Here is a 25,436-nt window from a genome sequence, read left to right as displayed (position 1 = left end):
AGGTGGGATGCAAGTACTTCATGGCCGAACCTAAGTTACTGCTGTGCCGATTTTGAGCACATTCGTCTTCGTCAGAGGGCGCGTCATGGCGACGGATAAAAAGGTCAGGTAACCCTTTTTTCTATAAGCAGAACCTTAATGGAGATCTTAATGCAGCCATTAAGAATGTTTTTAATCATTTATATATCAATCGCTTAATTCTCTTTCTTTTATGTAATTGCGTTTATATGTATTAGATATCTGAAAGAGTTCGTTCATGTTGATTTTGATGCGGGGTTCGCTGAAAGTGAAAAGGAACACGGCGCTTAGCTATCACCTGAAATTTTGTTCTGTCTTTTGTTGAAATTCGGTGCTTTATGTTTATGTATACTTTGCTGCGAATAAATAACCTCTTCTTTAGTGATGTTGTTTTGTTGTTAAATCCAGGGGGCGATGACCACCATGCCCGACATTAATTACTGTTTTTAAGTTTTTTAATGGGCAAATATTTTGATTGTTAAATGATGTATTTAGTTGTTTTCTTTTTTTTATATTAAAAATATGATGTAGCCGCATTGTGCTGCCATGTGAGGTCATGTGAACAAAGTGAGGTAATTCTCTTATGGAAAAAGAACTCGTTGGTTACTATATCGGTGATAACTTTCAATTCGATATTATGCATAAAAAATTCACGAGTTACGATAGCAAAGGAAGGCCACAGAATTTTTTTGTCATGCGAGAGACAATGATGCGACTCTTTCTTTATCTGCTGCAAAATGCCTGCGATCGTATTGTGACGAATGAAGAGATTCTTTACAACGTATGGGACTTGCATGGGCTGAGGTCGTCCAGTCAGCGGCTGTGGCAGGTAATGCAATCACTCAGATTTAAATTAGCCATGCTTGGTGTTTCTCACGATTTCATTATGCGTATTGAAACGATAGAGGTGAAAGGCTTTTCAATTAAGAAAGGAAGTGTCCGTCCTTTATTTTTATTTAGGGAGGGAGCATAGATTATTTTATGGCGAGGATAGCCAACATGAAAGCATACGTCGTGTCTAATGATAACTATTTTAAATTAGGGATGCTTACTCTTTTGACCGAGGCTGGCTATGAGGCTTGTCTGACGGAGATGAGTTATGACGAGGTTATTAATACTGAAGACGATTTGCCCACCAGTCTGGTCTTCTTTGATCTCCGAAATGAAACGCAGCCAATAGTTTTTTTTACCAGCAATATTTATAGCGCAGCAAAGGTTATTTTTATTGTTGAACGTTTTGGTGTACGGGATTTCAGGTGCAATAGTTTTATTCTGGCAGTGCCGGAGAAAGCGCGTCTGGCAAGCCTGATAATCTGGTTAAAACATATCGGTAAAAATTGTCAGAGACGGTGTGCGGGGGAATCTTTAAGCTTATCTGACAGAGAAAACACCATTTTAATGCACTATATCAATGGAGAATCGCCGAAAGATACTTCCGAGAGGCTGAATATTTCAATTAAAACATTTTCTACTTACAAACTGAATGCCCTTAATAAACTTGGTGTCAAAAGGATAAGCAGTAGATCGCTAATCTATATCAATAGCTATATTTCAAAAAAAATGAATAAACTTCCCATGAACACAATTTAATTAACCGGGGTAGTGTCAGATTGCTGTGGCGAAGCACTTCTTTGAATTAATCTATGGAATATATGGACATGACCAGAAAAGTATTTATAAAGCTATTTTTTACCTTTTTTATAAGCAGCTTTACCTATAGCACCTGTGCTTACGCGCAAGAAACGCAAACTAAATCTGAAGCTCATACTCCTTGGGTCCTGGATACCCCGCCGGGTAAAGACCAGTGGGTGACAGAAGATACGCTGGCGCGGGTAGTAATATTTCGGCTGGCTCGCGATCGGGATACGCTTGCAGCGAAGCCTCTGAATATTTTTCTCAACGGCAAGTATCACGCCAGTCTTTTACCGGAGCATCAGGCTGTTGCGCTTTCCCTTTGCCCTGGCAAAAAAGAGCTGAGCGTGGTTCCTGGCGATCTGAATAGTGGCGTGAATAAACCTTTGGGAGCGGCAGAGGAAACGCCGGATTTAGAGCCGGGTATGCTCTATTTCTATCAGGTTGCCGCCGATGACCAGGGGAAAGTGGTCACCCGTTGGGTCGATCGCGATCAGGCGAAACAGGTCTTAGCCAATGTGAAGGTGCAATCGCACACGATATCACGCGTAGTGGACGGCAAGAATTGCCCGACCGGGATCTACTCAATTAGCTCCTCCTCGCTCTTTAAGCTGAACCGTCATGACCGTAGCGGCATGTTGCCCGGCGCTGCCCAGACGCTACAAAAACTGGCTGACCAGATCGGCACTGATTATAAGACGCTGGATAAAGTTATCGTCAAAGGTTATGCCGATCCGCTTGGGAAAGTTGAATATAACCAGCGCCTCTCGGAGCAACGCGCGAAAACTATTGCGTCATTACTTATCGAATCAGGATTACCTGAAAATGTCATTACTTTTGAGGGAGCAGGGGCGACCCACCTTCTTGTTGCCGATTGCCAGGCTCACAATTTGAAAAAAAAGCAGCTTATTGAGTGCAATCAACCAAACAGAAGGGTGGAAGTCGAAATATACGGCACTAAACAACACGCAGAAGGCTAAGAACTTTTATTCTGACATTTATTAACATCTATGCTAGATAAGGATAAAAAATGGTTACCATGGTAAAAATTAATTTACGTGGGACTAAAGGGATTATTTCGTCTCACGAAGTCGCAGCAGGAAAACATGCCGCTACGGTCATACTGGTGCCGCATAGTGGAAAATATAATATTGAGCTTATTGACGAAACTACCGGCCATGCGCCGCAGGTGGTTTCGACTAAGCGTGTCGGAAATAATCTGATTTTATTTTTTGATGGCGGAGACGAAGGTGCTCCGGATGTCATTTTACAGGATTATTATGACAATGATGGCGTGCATTTAATCGGCCAGGCCGAAAATGGACAATATTACGAATATATTCCGACCTCTGGCGATGTAGCGGATTATCCGCCCGCCATGATTGACGGTCATGAGAGCCAGGTGGCGTTAGGCGGCGAGGCTTCAGGCATCGCCGATCCCGTTGCTGACGGTAATAACTTTGCCTGGCTGCCCTTCTTGCTGATGGGCGGTGCAGCGGCCGGGATCGCCGGTATTGCCTATGCGGCATCCGATGATGGCGATGGCTCAAGCCACAGCAAACCACCCATGAGCGTCACCATTAATCCGGCCACTGATGCGGATAAAGATGGTCGCCCGGAGCTTTCCGGCACCTCTTCCAGCCCGGACTCCACGGTAACCATTACCCTGCCGGATGGTACGACGCTGACCACCACCACCGACAAAGATGGCAACTGGGCGGTTGAAGCGCCTGCTGCCCAGCCTAACGGCACTATTACCGTTACGGTAACGGCTCCAGATGGCAATACCACCACGGCGACCGGTAGCTATGAAGATACCACTGCGCCAGAGGTTCCGGTGTTAACGCAGAACGATGATGGCGGGCTGGCTGGGACGGCTGAGCCAGGTTCTAAAGTGACCATTACCGATCCCGATAATGGCACCACAACCACCGTCACCGCTGATGAAAACGGCAACTGGAGCATTCAGCCTAATCCCATCAATGAAGGGGATAAGAATGTCACGATTGTGGCGGAAGATCCCGCTGGCAACGTCTCCCCACCGATCTCAATTGACCGGCCGGATCTTACCGCGCCGGACAATGTCACCTCTGGACTTGTCGCCGGTTCTATTACGCTGACGGATGATGTTGCGCCAGTCACCGGCGTGATTGCCGACGGCAGCGTGACAAACGATACCCGTCCTGGTTACTCCGGTAAGGTCACCGCCGATATCGATCACGTTAATATCTACGATAACGGTACCCTGGTGAGTAGCGTAGCGGTGGGAAGCGACGGTACCTGGAGCTATACGCCGACGACCAGCCTTGCGGAAGGTTCTACCCATGAATATACCGTTTCAGCGGTGGACAAAGGGGGTAATGAAGGCCCGCAGTTAAGCGGCACCGCCGACAGCAGTTGGTCCTTCACGGTGGATACCATTGCGCCGGATAACTCCACCTCCGGGATCGTGGATGGTTCTGAAGGGTTGATCGACGATGCTGGTCCGGTAACCGGCCCGATCGCTGACGGCGATACCACCGATGATACCCGTCCAACCTTCACCGGTAAGGCCACCGACGATATCGATCACGTCAATATCTATGACAATGGCAACCTGATCGGCAGCGCGCCGGTGGGCGGGGACGGCAGCTGGAGCTTTACGCCGGAGACCGATCTGGCCGAGGGGGATCACTCCCTGACCGTTTCGCCGGTGGATAAGGCCGGGAACGAAGGCCCACAGACCAGCGGCACCGGTGACGGCAGCTGGGACTTCACCGTGGACACCACCGCGCCTGACAACATCACCTCCGGGATTGTGGATGGTTCGCTGGGGCTGACCGACGATGTTGGCCCGGTAACCGGCCCGATTGCCGACGGTGACACCACCGATGACACCCGTCCGACCTTTGCAGGTCAGGCCACCGACGATATCGACCACGTCAATATCTACGACAACGGCACCCTGATCGGCAGCGCCCCGGTGGGCGGGGACGGCTCCTGGAGCTTTACGCCGGATACCGATCTGGCGGAAGGGGATCACTCCCTGACCGTGGCGGCCGTGGACAAGGCGGGCCAGGAAGGTCCGCAGACCAGCGGCACCGGTGACGGTAGCTGGGACTTCACCGTGGACACCACCGCGCCGGACAACATCACCTCCGGTATTGTGGATGGCTCGCTGGGGCTGACCGACGATGTTGGCCCGGTGACCGGGCCGATCGCCGACGGTGACACCACCGATGACACCCGTCCGACCTTTGCAGGTCAGGCCACCGACGATATCGACCACGTCAATATCTACGACAACGGCACCCTGATCGGCAGCGCCCCGGTGGGCGGGGACGGCAGCTGGAGCTTTACGCCGGAGACCGATCTGGCGGAAGGGGATCACTCCCTGACCGTGGCGGCCGTGGACAAGGCGGGCCAGGAAGGTCCGCAGACCAGCGGCACCGGTGACGGTAGCTGGGACTTCACCGTGGACACCACCGTGCCGGACAACATCACCTCCGGTATTGTGGATGGCTCGCTGGGGCTGACCGACGATGTTGGCCCGGTGACCGGCCCGATTGCCGACGGTGACACCACCGATGACACCCGTCCGACCTTTGCAGGTCAGGCCACCGACGATATCGACCACGTCAATATCTACGACAACGGCACCCTGATCGGCAGCGCGCCGGTGGGCGGGGACGGCAGCTGGAGCTTCACGCCGGATACCGATCTGGCGGAAGGGGATCACTCCCTGACGGTAGCGGCCGTGGACAAGGCGGGTCAGGAAGGTCCGCAGACCAGCGGCACCGGTGACGGTAGCTGGGACTTCACCGTGGACACCACCGTGCCGGACAACATCACCTCCGGTATTGTGGATGGCTCGCTGGGGCTGACCGACGATGTTGGCCCGGTGACCGGCCCGATTGCCGACGGTGACACCACCGATGACACCCGTCCGACCTTTGCAGGTCAGGCCACCGACGATATCGACCACGTCAATATCTACGACAACGGCACCCTGATCGGCAGCGCCCCGGTGGGCGAGGACGGCAGCTGGAGCTTCACGCCGGATACCGATCTGGCGGAAGGGGATCACTCCCTGACGGTAGCGGCCGTGGACAAGGCGGGTCAGGAAGGTCCGCAGACCAGCGGCACCGGTGACGGCAGCTGGGACTTCACCGTGGACACCACCGTGCCGGACAACATCACCTCCGGTATCGTCAGCGGCTCGCTGGATCTGGTTGACGATGTGGGCAGCGTTATCGGCTCCATCGCTGACGGCAGCGTCACCGACGACACGCGTCCGACCTATACCGGCAAAGTGACGGCGGATATCGATCACGTCAATATCTATGACAACGGCACCCTGATTGGCAGCGCCCCGGTAGGTGAGGATGGCTCCTGGAGCTTTACCCCGGACACCGATCTGGCGGCGGGCGACCACGCCTTTACCGCAGCGGCGGTGGACAAGGCGGGCCAGGAAGGTCCGCAGGTCAGCGGCACCGATGATGCGGCCTGGAACTTCACCCTCGACACCACCGCGCCGGACAACATCACCTCCGGTATTGTGGATGGTTCGCTGGGGCTGACCGACGATGTTGGCCCGGTAACCGGCCCGATCGTCGACGGCGGTACCACGGATGACACCCGTCCGACCTTTGCAGGTCAGGCCACCGACGATATCGACCACGTCAATATCTACGACAACGGCACCCTGATTGGCAGCGCCCCGGTGGGCGAGGATGGTTCCTGGAGCTTTACGCCGGATACCGATCTGGCGGAAGGGGATCACTCCCTGACCGTGGCCGCCGTGGACAAGGCGGGTCAGGAAGGTCCGCAGACCAGCGGCACCGGTGACGGTAGCTGGGACTTCACCGTGGATACCACCGCGCCGGACAACATCACCTCCGGGGTTGTGGATGGCAGCATCACCCTGACGGATGACGTTGGCCCGGTAACCGGCTCCATCGCCGACGGCAGCGTCACCGACGATGCGCGTCCGACCTATGCCGGCAAAGTGACGGCGGATATCAGCCACGTCAATATCTACGACAACGGCACCCTGATTGGCAGCGCCCCGGTGGGCGAGGACGGCAGCTGGAGCTTCACGCCGGATATTGCGCTGGCAAGCGGCGGCCACGGTCTGACCGTCTCCGCCGTTGATGCCGCAGGTAACGAAGGCCCGCAGGTCTCCGGCACTGACGACGCCAGCTGGGACTTCACCCTGCTGACCAGCGCCCCGGCCCAGCCGTCGATTGAAAATATCGTCGATGACTATACCCAGGGCGATGATGCGGACACCGGCACGTTACAGAAGGGCCAGGCGACCAACGACGCCACCCTGACCCTTAACGGCAGCGGTGCGCCGGGCCTGACCGTACAGATCTGGGCAACGGACAGCGCCAGTAACCGCGTCATGGTAGGCGAGGGGACGGTAGGGGAAGACAGCCGCTGGAGCATCACCACCAGCGCGCTGGGTGCCGACGGCACCTATAACCTGACCGCGACCGCGGTTAACGCGGCGGGCGTCTCTTCCGCAGAAACCGGTGCCTTCCCGGTTGTGCTGGATACCACCTTACCGGCAGCAGCGGTCGCCGTACTCAATGACGATCAGGGCGAGGTACAGGGTGCCGTGGCCGCCGGTGGCGTGACGGACGATCGCTCCCCGACGCTGAGCGGTACCGGCGAGGCGGGTGCGACGGTCAGCGTCTATCTCGACGGCAGCAGCACGGCGGCAGGCAGTGTGGTCGTGGCTCAGGATGGTACCTGGAGCCTGGCGCTGGCCACGCTGACCGATGGCGCGCACAGCTACCAGACGAAGATCACCGACGAGGCGGGCAATGAAACCCGTGGCGAGGTGGTGAACTTCACGGTGGACAGCAGCGCCGTGGAACTCACGATCGACCAGGCGAACGACGACGCGGGCACCATCACCGGCGCGGTACTGAACGGCGGCATGACCGACGACACCTCTCCGGAACTGCAGGGCACCACGACGGCGGGCGCGACGGTCACCATCAGGGATGAGGCCAGCACCGTGCTGGGTACGGCCGTGGCGGGTGCGGATGGCAAGTGGACCTTCCAGCTGGATGGCGTTGCCGATGGCGAGCATACCTGGACGGCGGAAGTGACCAGCGGCACGGGCAACACCGCCCAGGCCACCATCACCCTGACGGTGGACAGCACCGCCCCGGCGGCACCGGCGATTACCGCGATGGCGGACGATGTGGGCACGGTTCAGGGGACCAGCACCACCCCCGGCAGCGTGACCGACGATCCGGCCCCCACCTTCAGCGGCACGGCGGATGCCGGGACCACCATCACCCTCTATGACGGTGACAGTGTGCTGGGTACCGTGACGGCCAATAAAGACGGCGAATGGAGCTACACCCCGACCACTAACCTGGTGGACGGAGAACACGCCATCACGGTCACCAGCACCGATGCGGCGGGCAACGAAAGCGCCCACAGCCCGGCCTGGGACTTCACGCTGGATACCAGCATTGAGGCGCCGGCCATCATCACTAACACCACCGATGAAATCAGCGGCACGGCAGAGCCGGGATCGACCGTGACGATCACCGATCCGTCTGACGGCAGCGAAACCTCGGTGGTGGCTGACGATGAAGGTAAATGGAGCATCCAGCCGAACCCGCTTGAAACCGGGGATACCGGCGCGACCGTGGTGGCGACCGACCCGGCAGGCAACACCAACAGCACCGTCGTGGACGGCCCGGCAGATATCACGCCGCCGGACAACATCACCTCCGGTATTGTGAATGGCAGCATCAGCCTGACGGATGATGTCGCACCGGTGACCGGTACCATCGCCGACGGCAGCAGCACCAACGATGCGCGTCCGACCTACAGCGGCCAGGCCACCGCCGATATTGACCACGTCAATATCTACGACAACGGCAACCTGATCGGCAGCGCCCCGGTGGGCGAGGACGGCACCTGGAGCTTTACGCCGGGTACCGATCTGGCGGCGGGCGACCACGTCTTTACCGTCTCCGCCGTGGACAGCGCGAACAATGAAGGGCCGCAGACCAGCGGCACCGGTGACGGCAGCTGGGACTTCACCGTGGATACCACCGCGCCGGCCAACATCACCTCCGGGATTGTGGATGGCAGCATCACCCTGACGGATGACGTTGGCCCGGTAACCGGCTCCATCGCCGACGGCAGCGTCACCGACGATGCGCGTCCGACCTATGCCGGCAAAGTGACGGCGGATATCAGCCACGTCAATATCTACGACAACGGCACCCTGATTGGCAGCGCCCCGGTGGGCGAGGACGGCAGCTGGAGCTTCACGCCGGATATTGCGCTGGCAAGCGGCGGCCACGGTCTGACCGTCTCCGCCGTTGATGCCGCAGGTAACGAAGGCCCGCAGGTCTCCGGCACTGACGACGCCAGCTGGGACTTCACCCTGCTGACCAGCGCCCCGGCCCAGCCGTCGATTGAAAATATCGTCGATGACTATACCCAGGGCGATGATGCGGACACCGGCACGTTACAGAAGGGCCAGGCGACCAACGACGCCACCCTGACCCTTAACGGCAGCGGTGCGCCGGGCCTGACCGTACAGATCTGGGCAACGGACAGCGCCAGTAACCGCGTCATGGTAGGCGAGGGGACGGTAGGGGAAGACAGCCGCTGGAGCATCACCACCAGCGCGCTGGGTGCCGACGGCACCTATAACCTGACCGCGACCGCGGTTAACGCGGCGGGCGTCTCTTCCGCAGAAACCGGTGCCTTCCCGGTTGTGCTGGATACCACCTTACCGGCAGCAGCGGTCGCCGTACTCAATGACGATCAGGGCGAGGTACAGGGTGCCGTGGCCGCCGGTGGCGTGACGGACGATCGCTCCCCGACGCTGAGCGGTACCGGCGAGGCGGGTGCGACGGTCAGCGTCTATCTCGACGGCAGCAGCACGGCGGTCGGTAACGTGGTGGTGGACGCCGAAGGCAACTGGAGCCTGGCGCTGGGTACACTGACCGATGGTGCGCACAGCTATAAAACCAAAATCACCGACGAAGCGGGTAATGAAACGCAGGGCGAGATGGTGAACTTCACGGTGGACAGCAGCGCCGTGGAACTCACGATCGACCAGGCGAACGACGACGCGGGCACCATCACCGGCGCGGTACTGAACGGCGGCATGACCGACGACACCTCTCCGCAATTGCAGGGCACCGCCACACCGGGCGCAACGGTCACCATCAGGGATGAGGCCAGCACCGTGCTGGGTACGGCGGTAGCGAACGCCAGCGGCCAGTGGACCTTCCAGCTTGACGGTGTCATTGATGGCACCCACACCTGGACGGCGGAAACCACCAATGCGGCGAATAACACCGCCCAGGCCACCATCACCCTGACGGTGGACAGCACCGCCCCGGCGGCACCGGCGATTACCGCGATGGCGGACGATGTGGGCACGGTTCAGGGGACCAGCACCACCCCCGGCAGCGTGACCGACGATCCGGCCCCCACCTTCAGCGGCACGGCGGATGCCGGGACCACCATCACCCTCTATGACGGTGACAGTGTGCTGGGTACCGTGACGGCCAATAAAGACGGCGAATGGAGCTACACCCCGACCACTAACCTGGTGGACGGAGAACACGCCATCACGGTCACCAGCACCGATGCGGCGGGCAACGAAAGCGCCCACAGCCCGGCCTGGGACTTCACGCTGGATACCAGCATTGAGGCGCCGGCCATCGTCACTAACACCACCGATGAGATCAGCGGCACGGCAGAGCCGGGATCGACCGTGACGATCACCGATCCGTCTGACGGCAGCGAAACCTCGGTGGTGGCTGACGATGAAGGTAAGTGGAGCATCCAGCCGAACCCGCTTGAAACCGGGGATACCGGCGCGACCGTGGTGGCGACCGACCCGGCAGGCAACACCAACAGCACCGTCGTGGACGGCCCGGCAGATATCACGCCGCCGGACAACATCACCTCCGGTATTGTGAATGGCAGCATCAGCCTGACGGATGATGTCGCACCGGTGACCGGTACCATCGCCGACGGCAGCAGCACCAACGATGCGCGTCCGACCTACAGCGGCCAGGCCACCGCCGATATTGACCACGTCAATATCTACGACAACGGCACCCTGATCGGCAGCGCCCCGGTGGGCGAGGACGGCACCTGGAGCTTCACCCCGGACACCGATCTGGCGGCGGGCGACCACGTCTTTACCGTCTCCGCCGTGGACAGCGCGAACAATGAAGGGCCGCAGGTGAGCGGCACCGGTGACGAGGGGTGGAACTTCACGCTCGACACCACCGCGCCGGGTGCAGATGCCTTTGAAGAGGGCAGCATCACCCTGACGGATAACGTCGGACCGGTTCAGGGCAGCATTGATGATGGCAGCACCACGGACGATGCTCAGCCAACCTACGCCGGTAAAATCACCGCTGCTGGCCTGGCTGATGGCGTAGTGAGCGTCAACATCTATGACAACGGCAGGTTAATCGGCAGTGTGCCGGTGGATCAGACTACCGGGGCATGGAGTTTCACGCCGGGTAGCGCGATGGACAGCGGCGATCATGCGCTGACTGTGTCAGCCGTTGATGCAGCGGGTAACGAAGGGCCACAGACGAGCGGTACGGCTGATGAGAGCTGGGACTTCTCCCTGCTGACCAGCGCCCCGGCGCAGCCATCGATTGAAAGTATCAGCGATGACTATACCCAGGGCGAAGATGCGGATACCGGCTATCTGCAGAAGGGCCAGGCGACCAACGACAGTACGCTGACGGTAAACGGTACCGCAGGTGCCGGCATGACGGTGCAGATCTGGGCGACGGACAGCAGTAATAACCGCGTCCAGGTAGGGGAAGGGCAGGTTGACAAGGATGGTCGCTGGAGCATCACCACCAGTGCGCTGGGCGATGATGGGGCCTATACCCTGACCGCGACCGCCGTAAATGCGGCAGGTGTTCCCTCGGCGGAAACGGGCGGCTTCCCGATTATCCTCGATACGGTCGCGCCGGATGTGGCCGTTGCCACCCTGATGGATGACGAAGGGGACAAGCAGGGTGAGATCGCCCCAGGCGAAACCACCGACGACCGCTCTCCAACCTTAACCGGTACCGGTGAAGCTGGGGCGACTGTCAGCGTTTATCTGGACGGCAGCACGACGCCGGTCGGTAACGTAGTGGTGGATGCTGAAGGCAACTGGACGCTGGCGCTGGGTACGCTGACGGATGGCGAGCACAGCTATAAAACCAAAATCACCGATGCGGCGGGCAACGAAACGCAGGGCGAGGTGGTGAACTTCACGGTAGACAGCAGCGCCGTAGAACTCACGATCGACCAGGCGAATGACGACGCGGGCACCATCACCGGTGCGGTACTGACCAACGGCCTGACCGACGATACCTCGCCGCAATTGCAGGGTACCGCCACACCGGGCGCAACGGTCACCATCAGGGATGAGGCCAGCACCGTGCTGGGCACGGCGGTGGCGAACGCCAGCGGCCAGTGGACCTTCCAGCTGGATGGCGTCACCGACGGCACCCACACCTGGACGGCGGAAACCACCAATGCGGCGAATAACACCGCGCAGGCCACCATTACCCTGACGATTGACAGTACGCCACCGGCAGCTCCGGTTATCACCTCCCTGGAGGATGATGTCGGAACGGTGCAGTACACCTCGAAAGTGCAGGGGAACATGACCGACGATCCAGCCCCGACCTTAACCGGAACGGCGGAAGCGGGTAGCACCGTTACCCTTTATGACGGCACCAGCGTCCTGGGTACCGTGACGGCGAACGCCGCGGGCGAATGGAGCTACACCCCGACCACCAACCTGGTTGAAGGCACGCACAGCATCACCGCCACGGCGACCGATGCGGCGGGGAACGTCAGCGACCCTTCCGATAGCTGGAACTTTATCCTGGATATCACCGCGCCAAACGTGGGTATCTCCGATAACTCCGCCGACTCGCTGGCGGGTCAGTCAGAGCCAGGTGCGCTCGTCACTGTTGAAACCGCGAGCGGCGATAAGTTTACCGCCGTGGCTAACCAGGATGGCCGCTGGATCATTACGCCAAACCCTATTGCCGCAGGTGAATCTGGCAAGATCTATGCCACCGATCCGGCAGGCAACGTGGGGGATCCAGTCAGCTTCCAGGGATCGGCGCTGGCAAGTTACGATCTGCTGAATGAAAGTTCACAGGTCAATACCACTACGGCGGGGGATCAGGCTAACCCGACCACCACCCGCCTGGCGGATGGCCGCATTGTGGTTATCTGGCAGGGGGCGGGCACCGGAACCGACATCTTTATGCAGCTCTATGAGGCAGATGGCGTGCATAAGATTGGTACCGAGCAGCAGATCAACCAGCGCATCAGCGGCACTCAGGACAGCGCGCAGGTGGTGGCCCTGGCTGATGGCGGCTTCCTGGTGGTCTATGAATCTTACGGTGGCGGCCTGGATAACGATCAGGATGGGGTTATTGCTCGTCGCTATGGCTCTGACGGCCAGGCGATGACCGATGAGTTCCTGGTGAACGTGACTACTGCGGGCAGCCAGCGTATGGCGAGTGCCGTGGCAACGGATAACGGCGGCTATATCATCACCTGGGAGAGTGATAGCAAAACGATTTTCCAGCGTACCTATGATGCCGATGACCAGCCGACCACCGGCGAAGTGGTGGTGGCGACCGGCACCGGTATGGGCAGTAGCGGCGGGCCGGAGATGGCGGCCTTTACCGACGCGGCGCACAGCGGGATGTATATCACCGTCTGGAGCGCGGCGAGCGGCCCGTCAGATACCAGCTCCACCGGTGTGGTCGGGCAGCTCTTCGGGGCGGACGGCAAGCCGCTGGGCAGCGCCTTCCAGGTGAACACCACCATGGACGCCAGCCAGAACTACCCGGATGTGCTTACCCTCGCGGACGGCAGCTTCGTGGTCTACTGGGATACCAACGACAGCGGAGCGAACGGCTCGGATATCCGCGCGGTGCACTACACCGTGGATGCCGAAACCGGCAAGGTTACCGTGCAGGGAACCGGCGACTTCATCGTCAACAGCTACACGACGGGCAAGCAGTACAAGCCGGTGGGCGTGGCGCTGGAAGATGGCGGCTACCTGCTGGTCTGGGGCTCGGAAGGGGGCGACGGCGACGGCTCGGCGATTTATGCCCAGCGCTTTGACGCCAACGACCACAGGGTGGGGCGTGAGTTTATCGTCAATACCACCACGCTGGGTAACCAGGGTTACGGCGGGGATTCCGTCGACGTCACCCATATCCTGGATGCGACCCTGACCGCCGACGGTAACGTCTACGTCACCTGGCAGACCGATAACCTGGACGGCAGCGGGATGGGCGTGAGCGGTATCGTGATCGACCCGGATGCAGCCTACTACTCCGAATTTACGGTTAACACCACCGTTACTGGCGCACAAACGGTCTCCTCCGTAGCGGCCCTGCCTGACGGCGGCGCTATTGTGGTCTGGCAGTCCGCCAGCGGCGACGGCTCCGGTAGCTGCGTGATGGGCCAGATGCTGGATGCTAAAGGGCAGCCGGTGGGTGGAGAGTTTGTGGTTAACACCACGACATCCGGGGATCAAACCGCACCGCAGGTGGCGGTGCTGGCAGACGGCACCTTCGAAGTGGTCTGGTCATCCGGTAGCTATATCAAAGGCCAGAAGTTCGCTTACAGTTACGATAGTGACGGCGCGGTGAACGGCGTTGCTACTTCCGGGGCTGAATTTAACGTCAATAACGGTACTGCCGCAGCAAACCAGGGGGAACCGGTTATAACCCCCCTGGCAGATGGCGGTTATATGGTGGTCTGGCAGGCCGCGGTGAACGGTACATGGCAGATCTATGGCCGTCAGTACGATGCCGAGGGAGCTCCGGTAGCCGATCAGCAGATTCTGACATCCACCACCCTCAGTACTGGCGGTTTCTTAGTGGGTGCCGATTGGGAACCGCTGCCGTCGGTCACCGCGCTGAACAACGGTATGCTTGCCATTACCTATACCGTGAAGGGTACGGGTTATGACTCGGCGGTACGCATCTACGATCCGTCTACTCAGACCGTAGGAACTGAGTTCATCGTCAACCAGACGCTGACCAACGATCAGGCATCACCGAGCGTGAGCGCGCTGGATAACGGTAACTTCGTGGTGACCTGGGACTCTAACGATAACAGCGGACCGGATCAGAACGGCTACAGCGTCTGGGGACGTATCTACGACGCGGAAGGTAAAGCGGTATCGGACGAGTTCCTTATCAATACCGCGACCAAAGGCGACCAGCATCTGGCGAAGGTGGTGAGCCGCCCGGACGGCAGCTTTGTCACCGTGTTTGTTTCGGCAACCGACGCCGATGCGGGTGCCGATACGTATGGCATTTATGCCCAGTTCTTTGATGCCAGTGGCAATAAAGTGGGCCAGCAGATGCGTATTAACCAGCTGACCTACGGCGATCAGACAGAGGTGGATGCCACCTTCCTGGAAGGGGGACAGCTCTATGTCACCTGGACCGATTCGGGCGTGGGGGACGGCAACGGATCGGCCATCAAAGGGCGCATCGTTGACCTGGTGGAAACGCTGGGGCTGGAGCAGCAGACGCCGCAGAATGACGATCCGACGCTGATTGATTATCAACCGTCTACCGTCTCGACCCAGACCGGGGATGACACCGTACCGCCGAACGTGGGTATCTCTGCCAATACGGCGGATAAACTGGGCGGCCAGACCGAGCCGGGTGTGACGGTTACGGTGACCGATGCCAAAGGCGTTGAGCATACCGCGGTTGCCGACAGCACCGGGGCGTGGAGCATCGAGCCTAACCCACTTGGCGTCGGGGATAACGGCTATATCTCTGCGACAGATGCGACGGGTAACCAGAGTGTGCCAGTTCTGATCAGCGGTTCGGCGCTGGATAACTACAACCTGCTGAATGAAAGTTCACAGGTCAATACTACTACCGGTAATGACCAGGCTAACCCGACCACCACCCGTCTGGCCGACGGCCGTATTGTGGTGATCTGGCAGGATACGACGAGTACAGGTGTTCTGACGTCGCAGATGGATGTCTATATGCAGCTGTATGAGGCAGATGGCGTGCATAAGATTGGTACCGAGCAGCAGGTCAACCAGCGTACCAGCGGCGATCAGGATAGCCCACAAGTGGTGGCCCTGGCAGACGGCGGCTTCCTGGTGGTCTATGAATCTTACGGTGGCGGCCTGGATAACGATCAGGATGGGGTTATTGCTCGTCGCTATGGCTCTGACGGCCAGGCGATGACCGATGAGTTCCTGGTGAACGTGACTACTGCGGGCAGCCAGCGTATGGCGAGCGCTGTGGCAACGGATGACGGCGGCTATATCATCACCTGGGAGAGTGATAGCAAGACGATTTTCCAGCGCACCTACGGGGCTGATAACGAGCCGACCACCGGCGAAGTGGTGGTGGCGACCGGCACCAGTATGGGCAGTACCGGTGGACCGGAAATGGCGGCCTTTACCGACGCGGCGCACAGCGGGATGTATATCACCGTCTGGAGCGCGGCGAGCGGCCCGTCAGATACCAGCTCCACCGGTGTGGTCGGGCAGATTTTCAACGCGGACGGTACACCGCTGGGCAGTGCCTTCCAGGTGAACACCACCATGGACGCCAGCCAGAACTACCCGGATGTGCTTACCCTCGCGGACGGCAGCTTCGTGGTCTACTGGGATACCAACGACAGCGGAGCGAACGGCTCGGATATCCGTGCGGTGCACTACACCGTGGATGCCGAAACCGGCAAGGTCTCCTTGCAGGGTACCGGCGACTTCATCGTCAACAGCTACACGACGGGCAAGCAGTACAAGCCGGTGGGCGTGGCGCTGGAAGATGGCGGCTACCTGCTGGTCTGGGGCTCGGAAGGGGGCGACGGCGACGGCTCGGCGATTTATGCCCAGCGCTTTGACGCCAACGACAACAGGGTGGGGCGTGAGTTTATCGTCAACACCACCACGCTGGGTAACCAGGGTACCGGCGGGGACTCCACGGACGTCACCCATATCCTGGATGCGACCCTGACTGACGACGGCAACGTCTATGTCACCTGGCAGTCCGATAACGTGGACGGCAGCGGGATGGGCGTGGAAGGGATTGTGATCGACCCGAACGCGGCCTACTACTCGGAGTTTACGGTTAACACCACCACGTCCGGTGACCAGACCGACTCTCAGGTGGTCTCGCTGCCGACGGGCGGGTTGTTTGAAGTCTGGGTTTCCGCCAGCGGCGACGGCTCCGGTACGGCCATCAAAGGCCAGATGCTGGATGCCAAAGGGCAGCCGGTGGGCAGCGAGTTTACCGTTAACTCTACCACCACGGGTAACCAGCTGACGCCGGTAGTGCTGGAGAACGGCAATATTGAAGTCGTCTGGGCCAGTCCGGGAACGGGCGGGGCTAACTACATCAAGGGCCAGCAATATACCTACGCCTATGATAAGGACGGGAATATTACCGGGCTTACCGCAGTCGGTGCTGAGTTTAATATCAGTTCCGGTGCTGGGGCGACCAGCCAGCAGAACCCGGATGTCACCTCGCTGGATGACGGTGGCTATATGGTGGTCTGGGAGGCTATTGTCGGCAGTGAGTATAAGATATTCGCCCGCCAGTACGATGCGAATAACTCGCCGGTTACCGACGAGTTTACCCTGGCATCAACCGGGTTAACGACAGGGTGGCTGGGTAGCAGTTCCGGATGGAGCGCTCTGCCTTCCGTAGCACAGTTGGGTAACGGTCAGATTGCCGTCACCTATGCCGTACTGGGCGATGATTACGATACCAGCATGGTGATGTATGACCCCACAACGCATACGGTGGGAACCAGCTCGATTGTTAACCAGACGACCGCGAGCGGTCAGGCGTCTGCCACCGTGGCGGCGCTGGATAACGGTAACTTTGTGGTGACCTGGGACTCCAGCGACAACAGCGGGCCGGATCAGAGCGGCTACAGCGTCTGGGGACGCATCTACGACGGAAGCGGTAAAGCGCTGTCGAATGAGTTCCTCATCAACACCGATACGGCTGGCGATCAGCATCTGCCAACCGTAGTAAGCCGTGCCGATGGGAGCTTTGTGGCGGTATTTGTCTCGGCGACCGACGGCGATGCGGGGGTGGGTACCTACGGTATCTACGCCCAGGACTTTGACGCCAGTGGCAACAAAGTAGGCCAGGAGATGCAAATCAACCAGCTGACCTACGGCGATCAGGTTGATGTCAGCGCCACCTTTACGGAAGGGGGACAGCTCTACGTCACCTGGACGGATGAAGGGGTAGGCGACGGCAGCGGTACGGCTATTAAAGGCCGCCTGGTTGACCTGGTTGAAACGCTGGGCCTCTCCGATGTTGGTGATGGCGTGACCCATATTGATTATCAGCCTGCCCAGTCGTACCTCAACGGTACGGAAGGCAGCGATTCTCTGGATGGGCGCGGCGCGGTTACCATCGACGGTAAAGGTGGGGATGACACCATCTTTATTAACAGCACCGCCTTTACCAGTATCGATGGTGGGGACGGGAAAGATACGTTGGTCTGGGATTCGAATAATAATTTCGAACTGGGCAGCGTTTCGTCGAAAATTACCGGCATCGAAACTATCCACATGGGGAATAACGCCGCGCAGACATTGGTTATTAGCGCGAACGATGTTCTCGAAATGACAAAAGATAATGGAGAGAGTGAACACGTACTGAAAATTACCGGTGACGACGGCGACTCAAATACGAGCGGCGCACGTGATACGGTCAGCATCGATAAATCTGGCTGGACGGCTTCAACGTCCGAAAACGATCAAGGTGTGACTTATGATGTGTACGTTCATAACGATGATACGACCGTTAAGCTGATGATTCAGCATGGCCTTAATGTAGTGTAAGCAGCACCAGGGCGGTGGCTTCGGCCACCGCCTTAAGGACTGTCTTTGTAAAAATCTTTTCGCAATTTATTAGCCTTTTGCACTTTTAAGGGAATAAGGGAATTATGAAACGGTCCGTAATCGCGCAATTTTCGCAGAGTAGCACCTGTAAATTTATTATTGCTATTCTGTTTGTTTCCCCTGCATTTAAAACGAATGCGACCGAATTTATTGATATTTTACGGATGACGGCAGATCATCCTTCCATTCAGTCTGCGGTCTCTTCAGCCAACGCTGCTTATTTTGATATTGAGCAGGCAAAAGCGGGAAATAGCCTTCAGTTAAGTGCCGGGTTAAGTTCCACGGCCTATTCCGGGCAGCCGGGTTATGAAAATAATCTTATTGCGCCGCATATCAGCATCAGCAAGGTGCTCTACGATCACGGACGTACCGACGATACGGTTCAGGGTAAAGAGGCGGCGTTTTCGATGCAGCGCGCCCAGGTGATGGCGACCCGCGAAACCCTTAACCAGCAGGCGTTGACCCTGTTCACCTCGGCGGTGACCAACGCCAAAGTCGTGGCGATCCTCGATCAGGAGATTGCCGCTCTTAACGATCTGCTGCAACGGGTAAAAACCATTGCGAGCATTGACTCCGGACGAGCATCGGAGATCAACCAGGTCGCCACGCGCTTAAACTCCGTGGTCGCGACCCGCGAGAGCAGCAATACCACCCTGCAACAATCCTGGAAGCAGCTTTCACTGCTGCTTAACAGAAACATTGCCCTCACCAGCGAACTGCCCGACCTGAAACAGGCCGGGTTGCTGCCTGAAAATCTGGATATCGCTCTGAAAGCGTTGATGGACAACCCCACTTACACGGCATACCGCTACAAACGCGACGAAGCGCGGGCGGCGTTGCAGCTCGCCTCCAGGTGGAATCGTCCTCAGTGGAATGTACAGCTGAGCCTGGATAGCCCGCGTAATAATGGCGAAATGGAGCTGTTTAAGGGGGCCACCCTTCAGGTGAGCAGCGATATCAATCTCTGGGACGGTGGGGCGGGCGGGGCGGCGGTGAAAGGGCAGACCCAGCGCCTGGCCTCTGCGGAGCAGGATATGGATGCCTCCCTGCGTTCGCTTCGGCAGCAGCTGGAGCAGCTCTGGATTTCACTGCCGCTACGCCAGCAGCAGATCAATGCCCTGAAACAGCAGTCTGAATCCGCCCTGAAAACCTGGAAAGCGGGTGAAGTGCAGTTCTTTGCCAGCCAACGGCCCCTGACCGATCTGATCTCCTTTGCTACGGATTACTACTCCAGTCTGGCAAGCCTTGAGGAGCAGAAGGTGCAGTACGCCGCCGCCCAGTGGCAGATTGTGGCCTCTCTGGGAAAGATGAGCGATCTGGCGAAAACCGTCCCGGCGCTGCCCGGCGCGCCGCTGGCAACCTCTGCGCAGAGCAGAAAAGAACGGGCGGCGGTTGCCACCAGCACGATTAATGCGCAGGTTGCCGCCGATACGCGGCAAAACATCAGGTTGGCCGACGAAAAAGATATCGAAGCCTTTAAAAAAGCGGTGGAGGCGAAAAGCGCTTCCACCCGTACACCGTTGATCGCGTCAGAGTCTCAGCTTCAGCAGAGCGCTTTCATCCCTAAAAGCCAGAAAGAGACCAATGTTGCGCAGAATGCGTTGCACGCATGGCCGTGAAATGGGCAGTAAAAAGAGAAACAGGACATGACAATTTTAGAGACACAGCAAACACTTTCTCCGCGACGATCTGATGGTGAGGAGGCGATGACATCGCACGAGGCATCGGATGTCAGCCTGCCGATGGCACTACAGAACGCGCTGCGGCTATTCGACGTGCGCTTAACCCTCAGCGAAATCACCGACGGTATGCCGTGCTGCCCTGACAGCAGCCAGCCCGATCAACAGAAAAAGTGGGCCAGCCTGGTGCTGCAGCGACGCAGTATGACGTCGGCCTGGCGGCAGATTGCCTTAATGGATGTGAAACCCTTTTTGCTGCCTGCGGTTATCCGCTATCAGGACAGCTACGCGGTGCTGACCCATTACGATGCTGAGCAGTGCCGCATGATCCTGCCGTTGCTGGGCAGCCAGCCGGTCGCCATCGAAACGGAAGAGGTGATGCGTCACTACCGGGGTGAGATGCTGCTGATGCGGCCAAAAGCCCATATGGACCATCGCGCGGAAGACCTGGTGCAGCTCACCGGGAAGCACTGGTTCTGGCATACGCTCTGGCGCTTTAAACGCTACATCTTTGAGGCGGCGGCGCTCTCTGTGGTGATCAACGTGCTGGTGCTGGCGATGTCCATCTTTACCATGACTGTCTATAACCGCGTATTGCCCAATCAGACTTATGTCACCCTTTGGACGATGGCGATTGGCGTCATGCTGGCGCTGCTCTTTGAGCTGGCTGCGCGCGTGGCGCGGGCGTGGGTCACCGACCGGGCCGGAAAGAAAATCGACCTTATCCTCGGGGCGCAGATTTTCCGTCACGTTTTGCAGGGCAAGATGGAGAACCGTGCCCAGTCCAGTGGCGCATTTGGCAACATCATGCAGAGCTTTGAGAGCGTGCGGGAGCTGACCACCTCGGCGGCGCTTACCACGGTGGCGGATCTGCCTTTTGTTCTGCTCTTTTTACTGGTTATCCATATGGTTGCCGGACCGCTCGTCTGGTGCGTGATCCTGATTTTAGTGGCTATCGTCAGCATGGTGCTGCTGATGCAGCTCCCGCTGAAACGCCACGCGGAAGAATCGATAAAAATCGGCAGCAACCGCTATGGCCTGGTAATAGAGACGCTGGATAACCTTGAAACGATCAAAGCGCTGCGTGCCGAGAACCTGGTATCCGGCAAGCACGATATCGCCAGCGTAAAACTCTCCGCTGTCTCCATGAAGTCCCGTTTTCTGTCGACGATGGGATCGAGCATGATCCAGACCACTCAGCAATTTGGCACGGTGCTGCTGCTGCTCTGGGGGGCATATCTGGTGGGGGACGGTGAGATCTCGATGGGTGGCATTATCGCCACCATGACGCTGATGGGGCGCGCCGTTATGCCTATCGCCACTCTTGCGGCGCTGGGGCTGCGCATCCAGCAGGCTAAAACCTCGCTCGATATTCTGAACAAGCTGATGAAAACGCCGACCGAACGCGAAAAAGAAAAAGTCTATATGCAGCTTCCGCAGGGCAGCCCGACGGAGATCGTTTGTCAGGATCTGAGTTTCAGCTACCGCAAAGAGCTGCCGGCGGTGGTTGACCGTCTGGATCTGACTTTACGCCCCGGAGAGCGGGTTGCCATCCTCGGCAAAATGGGCAGCGGTAAATCGTCTCTGTTGCGCCTGCTGGTTGGACTGTATGAGCCGGTAGGGGGCAGCGTCAAAATTAGCGGCGTCGATATCAACCAGATTGAAAAGGGTGAGCTGCGCTCAAGGATTGCGCTGGTGAACCAGGAGCCGCGCCTGATGTTCGGTACGCTGCGCGACAACCTGCTGATGGGCGCGCCCTGGGCCAGCGATGAAGAGATGATGCGCGTGGCGCAGATGACCGGCGTGAGCGAGATCGTCTCCCGCCATCCGATGGGCTTCGGGATGCCGGTGGGGGAACGAGGCGAGACGCTCTCCGGCGGGCAAAAACAGGCGATCGCGCTGGCCCGTGCGCTGCTGACCGAGCCGGATGTGCTGCTGCTGGATGAACCTACCTCCGGCATGGACATGGGCTCGGAACGCATGGTGCTTCAGGCGCTGGTGCCTGCAATGGAAGGGCGTACCGTGGTGATCGTGACCCATCGCCCGGCGGTGCTGAAGTATGTGGATCGCATTATCGTCATGGACGAGGGCATGAAGGTGGCCGATGGCCCGAAAGAGGAGATCGTCGCCATGCTTAACGATGGCAATATCCCGGCGGCCTCAGTGCTTCGTGCTTCCGCAAAGCCAAATGTTGTAGAAGGTAAGCCGGTGGCGGCATAGGTGAGAAAGATGCGTAATTTTTTTAGTCAAAAACAGCCTGATGCTGCTGAAGACTATATTAACCGTACCGATACGTCGTTCCATGCCGACAATATGACGGCCAGTGAGATAGTCCGGGCGGCAGGGGAAGATCGCTGGGAGGGGTGGCTCTATATCTTTGGGGGGATCATTGCGATGTTTGCCCTGGCGATAATCTGGGCCGCCACCTTTAATATCGAAGAGGTCACCACCGGCACCGCACAGATAGTCCCCAGCTCCCGCGAGCAGGTTTTGCAGAGCCTGGAAGGGGGGATTCTACAGGAACTGCTGGTGCATGAAGGGGATACGGTAGAGAAGGGGCAGATTGTTGCCCGTATTGACCCGACCCGCGCGGAAGCCTCGTTTCGCGAGAGCGCCAACCGGCTGCTGGCCCTGAAAGCGCAGTCGGCCCGACTGGCGGCGGAGGCTGCCGGGACGGATATCGTTTTCCCCCCAGAGGTGCAAAAAGCGCCTGAGCTGGTTGCAAGAGAGATGGATGCTTACCGCTTACGCAAACGTGGGCTGGATGAGTCTATCGCAGGCTATGTAAAAACCAGAGAGCTGATTGGCAAGGAGCTGGCTATGGCGAAAAAACTCGCCGCCGAGTCGCTGCTTTCTAATACCGAGGTACTGAAGCTTGAGCGCCAGGCGAATGATACTGAGCTGCAAATTGTCGATCGCCGGAACCGCTATCGCAACGAAGCGAACGATGAGTTATCCAAAGTGGATGTGGAGATGAGTAGCCTTCAGGAAACGGCGCTGGGCAGGCACGACACCCTGGAGCGAACCGAGCTACGCTCTTCCGTACGTGGCGTGGTAAACAGCATCCACATCAATACTATCGGCGGCGTCATCCAGCCGGGGGTGGAAATCATGGAGATCACCCCTCTGGACGATCAGCTGCTGGTGGAGACTAAAATCAGGCCGTCGGATGTGGCTTTCCTTGCGCCGGGTCAGGAGGCGATGGTGAAAATTTCCGCCTATGACTACTCCATCTATGGCGGGCTGAAAGGGCGGGTGCAGAGTATCAGCCCCGGCGCGCTGAAGAATGAGGAAGCTAAAATGCCGAAGCGGCAGGGGGTAGATGAGACTTACTACCGGGTGATGGTGCTGACGGAAAGCAATACGCTGACCAAAGCGGGTAGCAGGCAGCTACGCGTGATCCCCGGCATGACAGCCACGGTGGATATTCGTACCGGCGAGAAGAGTCTGTTGCAGTATCTCCTGCGACCACTGCTCCGGGTACAGGAAGCGTTCCGGGAGAAATAAATCTGTAGAGGATGAAACCAGGGCTAAGCCCCGGTTTCATCTCGCTGACAAACGTGCTTAACAGTGAATGTGAGCCCGGTTTTCCCCCTTCACCCTATTGAGTTGGAGTTTTCTGCAGAGAAAATCAGAAAGTTAAAAACTCGCTCAATAAGAGATGAAGGCAGTAAGTCTGTTCTTTTTATGTCTCATGATTGCTGGTTATAGCGGCAGAAGCATAAGCCATTTTATCCTTTGATTAATTCAGCCGCTGATAATCGCTTTTCGCCTCTTCCAGCTCTTGTTTTACTGACTCAAGCTTTAACTTCTTTTCTTCAATCTTACGCGTTTTATCGCTGATTTTAGCGGCCCGGCCATCCTGCTGCGCTTCAGCCAGATCGTCCTGAGCCTGTTGCGGCTCCAGTTCAGCTTTTTTACTTTGCGCTCTTTTTTTAACAACTTCATTTCCCGCTTTATTACTCTGTTGCCCTTCAGTACACCAGGTATTGACTTTAGTCAGGGCCGTTTCAGGTCGGCGTTCGGCATAGCTATCACCGCCAGTTTTCGCGGTGGCCAGCTTGCGGTTAATATCATCTCTCTGTTCCTGGCAGCTGTTAGTGACTGCGTGACAGGTAGAAAAAATTCCGGCGATAATCCCAGATAAAATGAGTTTCTTCGTGAAAATTCTCCATATTAAAGTGAGTGTAATATAGGGCAAGACATGCTTTACATTGCAGGTAAAAATCTGATTATTGAAATTATCATAAAAAAATCCCGCCGCTACGGCGGGAAGGGAATTGGCTATCTCAGGGGTCGATATCTTTTGCAGAGTAATAAAGTTTTATTATTGGGCGGGCATATAAACATGGTTTTTAAGGGCTTCTGGTAACAAGTATCAACCGTTTATCGTTGCATTAGCGGTTTTCTCTTCCAGGAGGGGACCATGAAAAGGCTCATGATCAACATTGATAACATTGATTACGGCTTCCCACTGACGTGTCTGATTAGCCTGCCCGGTAAAGACGCCACCTTTTTTCACGGAGAACTGATCGTATGTCATGGTGCCGTCGAGGCGACCATGTTCGCAGATATCAATCGTTTCAGCCTGGCAGTGGCCTTCTATTGTGCCATCAATAATCAGCTCCCGACTGTAAATACTGCCCTCGACCCGACCGTTATGCATCACTTTCACCACTCCTTCATCAGTGGTTATATTGCCTTTTACTCTGCCGTAAACATACACCTGACCGCTGGCGTTAATATTGCCTTCAAATTCCACGTCACTGGCAATGATCGTCTTATTCGCTCTGCCGCTGCTTAGCGGTTCTGGATCTGACAGCACGTTCTCCTTTATCTGTGGCGGGATATGCGGCGTAACGGAGGATGGGGCGGTCTGATCTTTATACCTGGGCGTTTTATTTTTTCCAAACATAGCGTTCAGCATCTTTTCCTGTTGAAAATGGAGGGTAAAAGAAAACGATAGCAGCAAAAAGCAGGCGGTTGCAGTGGTTCGATATTCATAACACCATGCCAGTAGCGCCATTCCCCAGAGAAATATGCCCGCATTCATAAAGACACCATTCTTCTGGTCTGTATCACGTTTCATGTCATGACCTGATTTATTCATTGTTACTGCCAGGCTATCGGGTGAAGTAGTCATACCGCTATTATCGCTTAAAAAAACC

Annotated in this window: 9 protein-coding genes; 7 read left to right on the top strand and 2 right to left on the bottom strand. The window is 57.5% G+C overall.

Going from position 1 to position 25,436, the window contains the following annotated elements:
* Positions 1 to 601 precede the first annotated feature (601 nt).
* The 7 genes from AC6I8I_RS13600 to AC6I8I_RS13570 all read left to right on the top strand — a co-directional run bounded on the left by AC6I8I_RS13600 (position 602) and on the right by AC6I8I_RS13570 (position 23,775).
* Positions 602 to 991 (top strand): winged helix-turn-helix domain-containing protein, encoded by a 390-nt coding sequence (locus AC6I8I_RS13600; RefSeq protein WP_312057370.1) that lies wholly within the window; start codon positions 602 to 604, stop codon positions 989 to 991.
* A 26-nt stretch (positions 992 to 1,017) separates the two neighbouring features.
* Positions 1,018 to 1,608, top strand: coding sequence for a helix-turn-helix transcriptional regulator (locus AC6I8I_RS13595; protein WP_312057371.1), 591 nt, complete (start codon positions 1,018 to 1,020; stop codon positions 1,606 to 1,608).
* Between the two features lie 68 nt (positions 1,609 to 1,676).
* Positions 1,677 to 2,630, top strand: a complete 954-nt coding sequence (locus AC6I8I_RS13590; RefSeq protein ID WP_312057372.1) for an OmpA family protein — start codon at positions 1,677 to 1,679, stop codon at positions 2,628 to 2,630.
* 50 nt (positions 2,631 to 2,680) lie between these two features.
* Positions 2,681 to 18,529, top strand: a complete 15,849-nt coding sequence (locus AC6I8I_RS13585; RefSeq protein WP_497827970.1) for an Ig-like domain-containing protein — start codon at positions 2,681 to 2,683, stop codon at positions 18,527 to 18,529.
* Positions 18,530 to 18,753: 224 nt separating this feature from the next.
* Positions 18,754 to 20,208, top strand: a complete 1,455-nt coding sequence (locus AC6I8I_RS13580; protein WP_497827969.1) for a TolC family protein — start codon at positions 18,754 to 18,756, stop codon at positions 20,206 to 20,208.
* A gap of 87 nt (positions 20,209 to 20,295) precedes the next feature.
* Positions 20,296 to 22,488 (top strand): type I secretion system permease/ATPase, encoded by a 2,193-nt coding sequence (locus AC6I8I_RS13575; RefSeq protein ID WP_497827968.1) that lies wholly within the window; start codon positions 20,296 to 20,298, stop codon positions 22,486 to 22,488.
* Between the two features lie 9 nt (positions 22,489 to 22,497).
* Positions 22,498 to 23,775: an HlyD family type I secretion periplasmic adaptor subunit gene (locus tag AC6I8I_RS13570; RefSeq protein WP_497827967.1), complete on the top strand. Its 1,278-nt coding sequence runs from the start codon at positions 22,498 to 22,500 to the stop codon at positions 23,773 to 23,775.
* 235 nt (positions 23,776 to 24,010) lie between these two features.
* On the opposite strand, the gene AC6I8I_RS13565 is transcribed toward AC6I8I_RS13570, so the two are convergent.
* Together AC6I8I_RS13565 and AC6I8I_RS13560 are read right to left on the bottom strand one after the other, a co-directional pair.
* A complete protein-coding gene (locus AC6I8I_RS13565) occupies positions 24,011 to 24,469 on the bottom strand; it encodes a DUF1090 family protein (protein ID WP_497827966.1) in 459 nt (152 codons plus the stop codon).
* A 177-nt stretch (positions 24,470 to 24,646) separates the two neighbouring features.
* Positions 24,647 to 25,411 carry a bactofilin family protein gene (locus tag AC6I8I_RS13560; protein ID WP_497827965.1) on the bottom strand — a complete coding sequence of 255 codons (765 nt, stop codon included), beginning with the start codon at positions 25,409 to 25,411 and terminating at the stop codon, positions 24,647 to 24,649.
* Positions 25,412 to 25,436: the final 25 nt, after the last annotated feature.

This window comes from Pantoea sp. X-Soil-YNGN-775 (assembly GCF_059730575.1).
Note: the sequence above shows the minus strand (reverse complement) of the source record. Positions and strands in the feature narration are given on the sequence as shown.

Excerpts from the sequence above, each read along its gene's own strand:
- AC6I8I_RS13570 (WP_497827967.1), top strand. The coding sequence starts at position 22,498 with ATGCGTAATTTTTTTAGTCAAAAACAGCCTGATGCTGCTGAAGACTAT.
- AC6I8I_RS13585 (WP_497827970.1), top strand. The coding sequence starts at position 2,681 with ATGGTTACCATGGTAAAAATTAATTTACGTGGGACTAAAGGGATTATT.
- AC6I8I_RS13575 (WP_497827968.1), top strand. The coding sequence starts at position 20,296 with ATGACATCGCACGAGGCATCGGATGTCAGCCTGCCGATGGCACTACAG.
- AC6I8I_RS13590 (WP_312057372.1), top strand. The coding sequence starts at position 1,677 with ATGACCAGAAAAGTATTTATAAAGCTATTTTTTACCTTTTTTATAAGC.
- AC6I8I_RS13580 (WP_497827969.1), top strand. The coding sequence starts at position 18,754 with ATGACGGCAGATCATCCTTCCATTCAGTCTGCGGTCTCTTCAGCCAAC.
- AC6I8I_RS13600 (WP_312057370.1), top strand. The coding sequence starts at position 602 with ATGGAAAAAGAACTCGTTGGTTACTATATCGGTGATAACTTTCAATTC.
- AC6I8I_RS13595 (WP_312057371.1), top strand. The coding sequence starts at position 1,018 with ATGAAAGCATACGTCGTGTCTAATGATAACTATTTTAAATTAGGGATG.
- AC6I8I_RS13560 (WP_497827965.1), bottom strand. The coding sequence starts at position 25,411 with ATGACTACTTCACCCGATAGCCTGGCAGTAACAATGAATAAATCAGGT.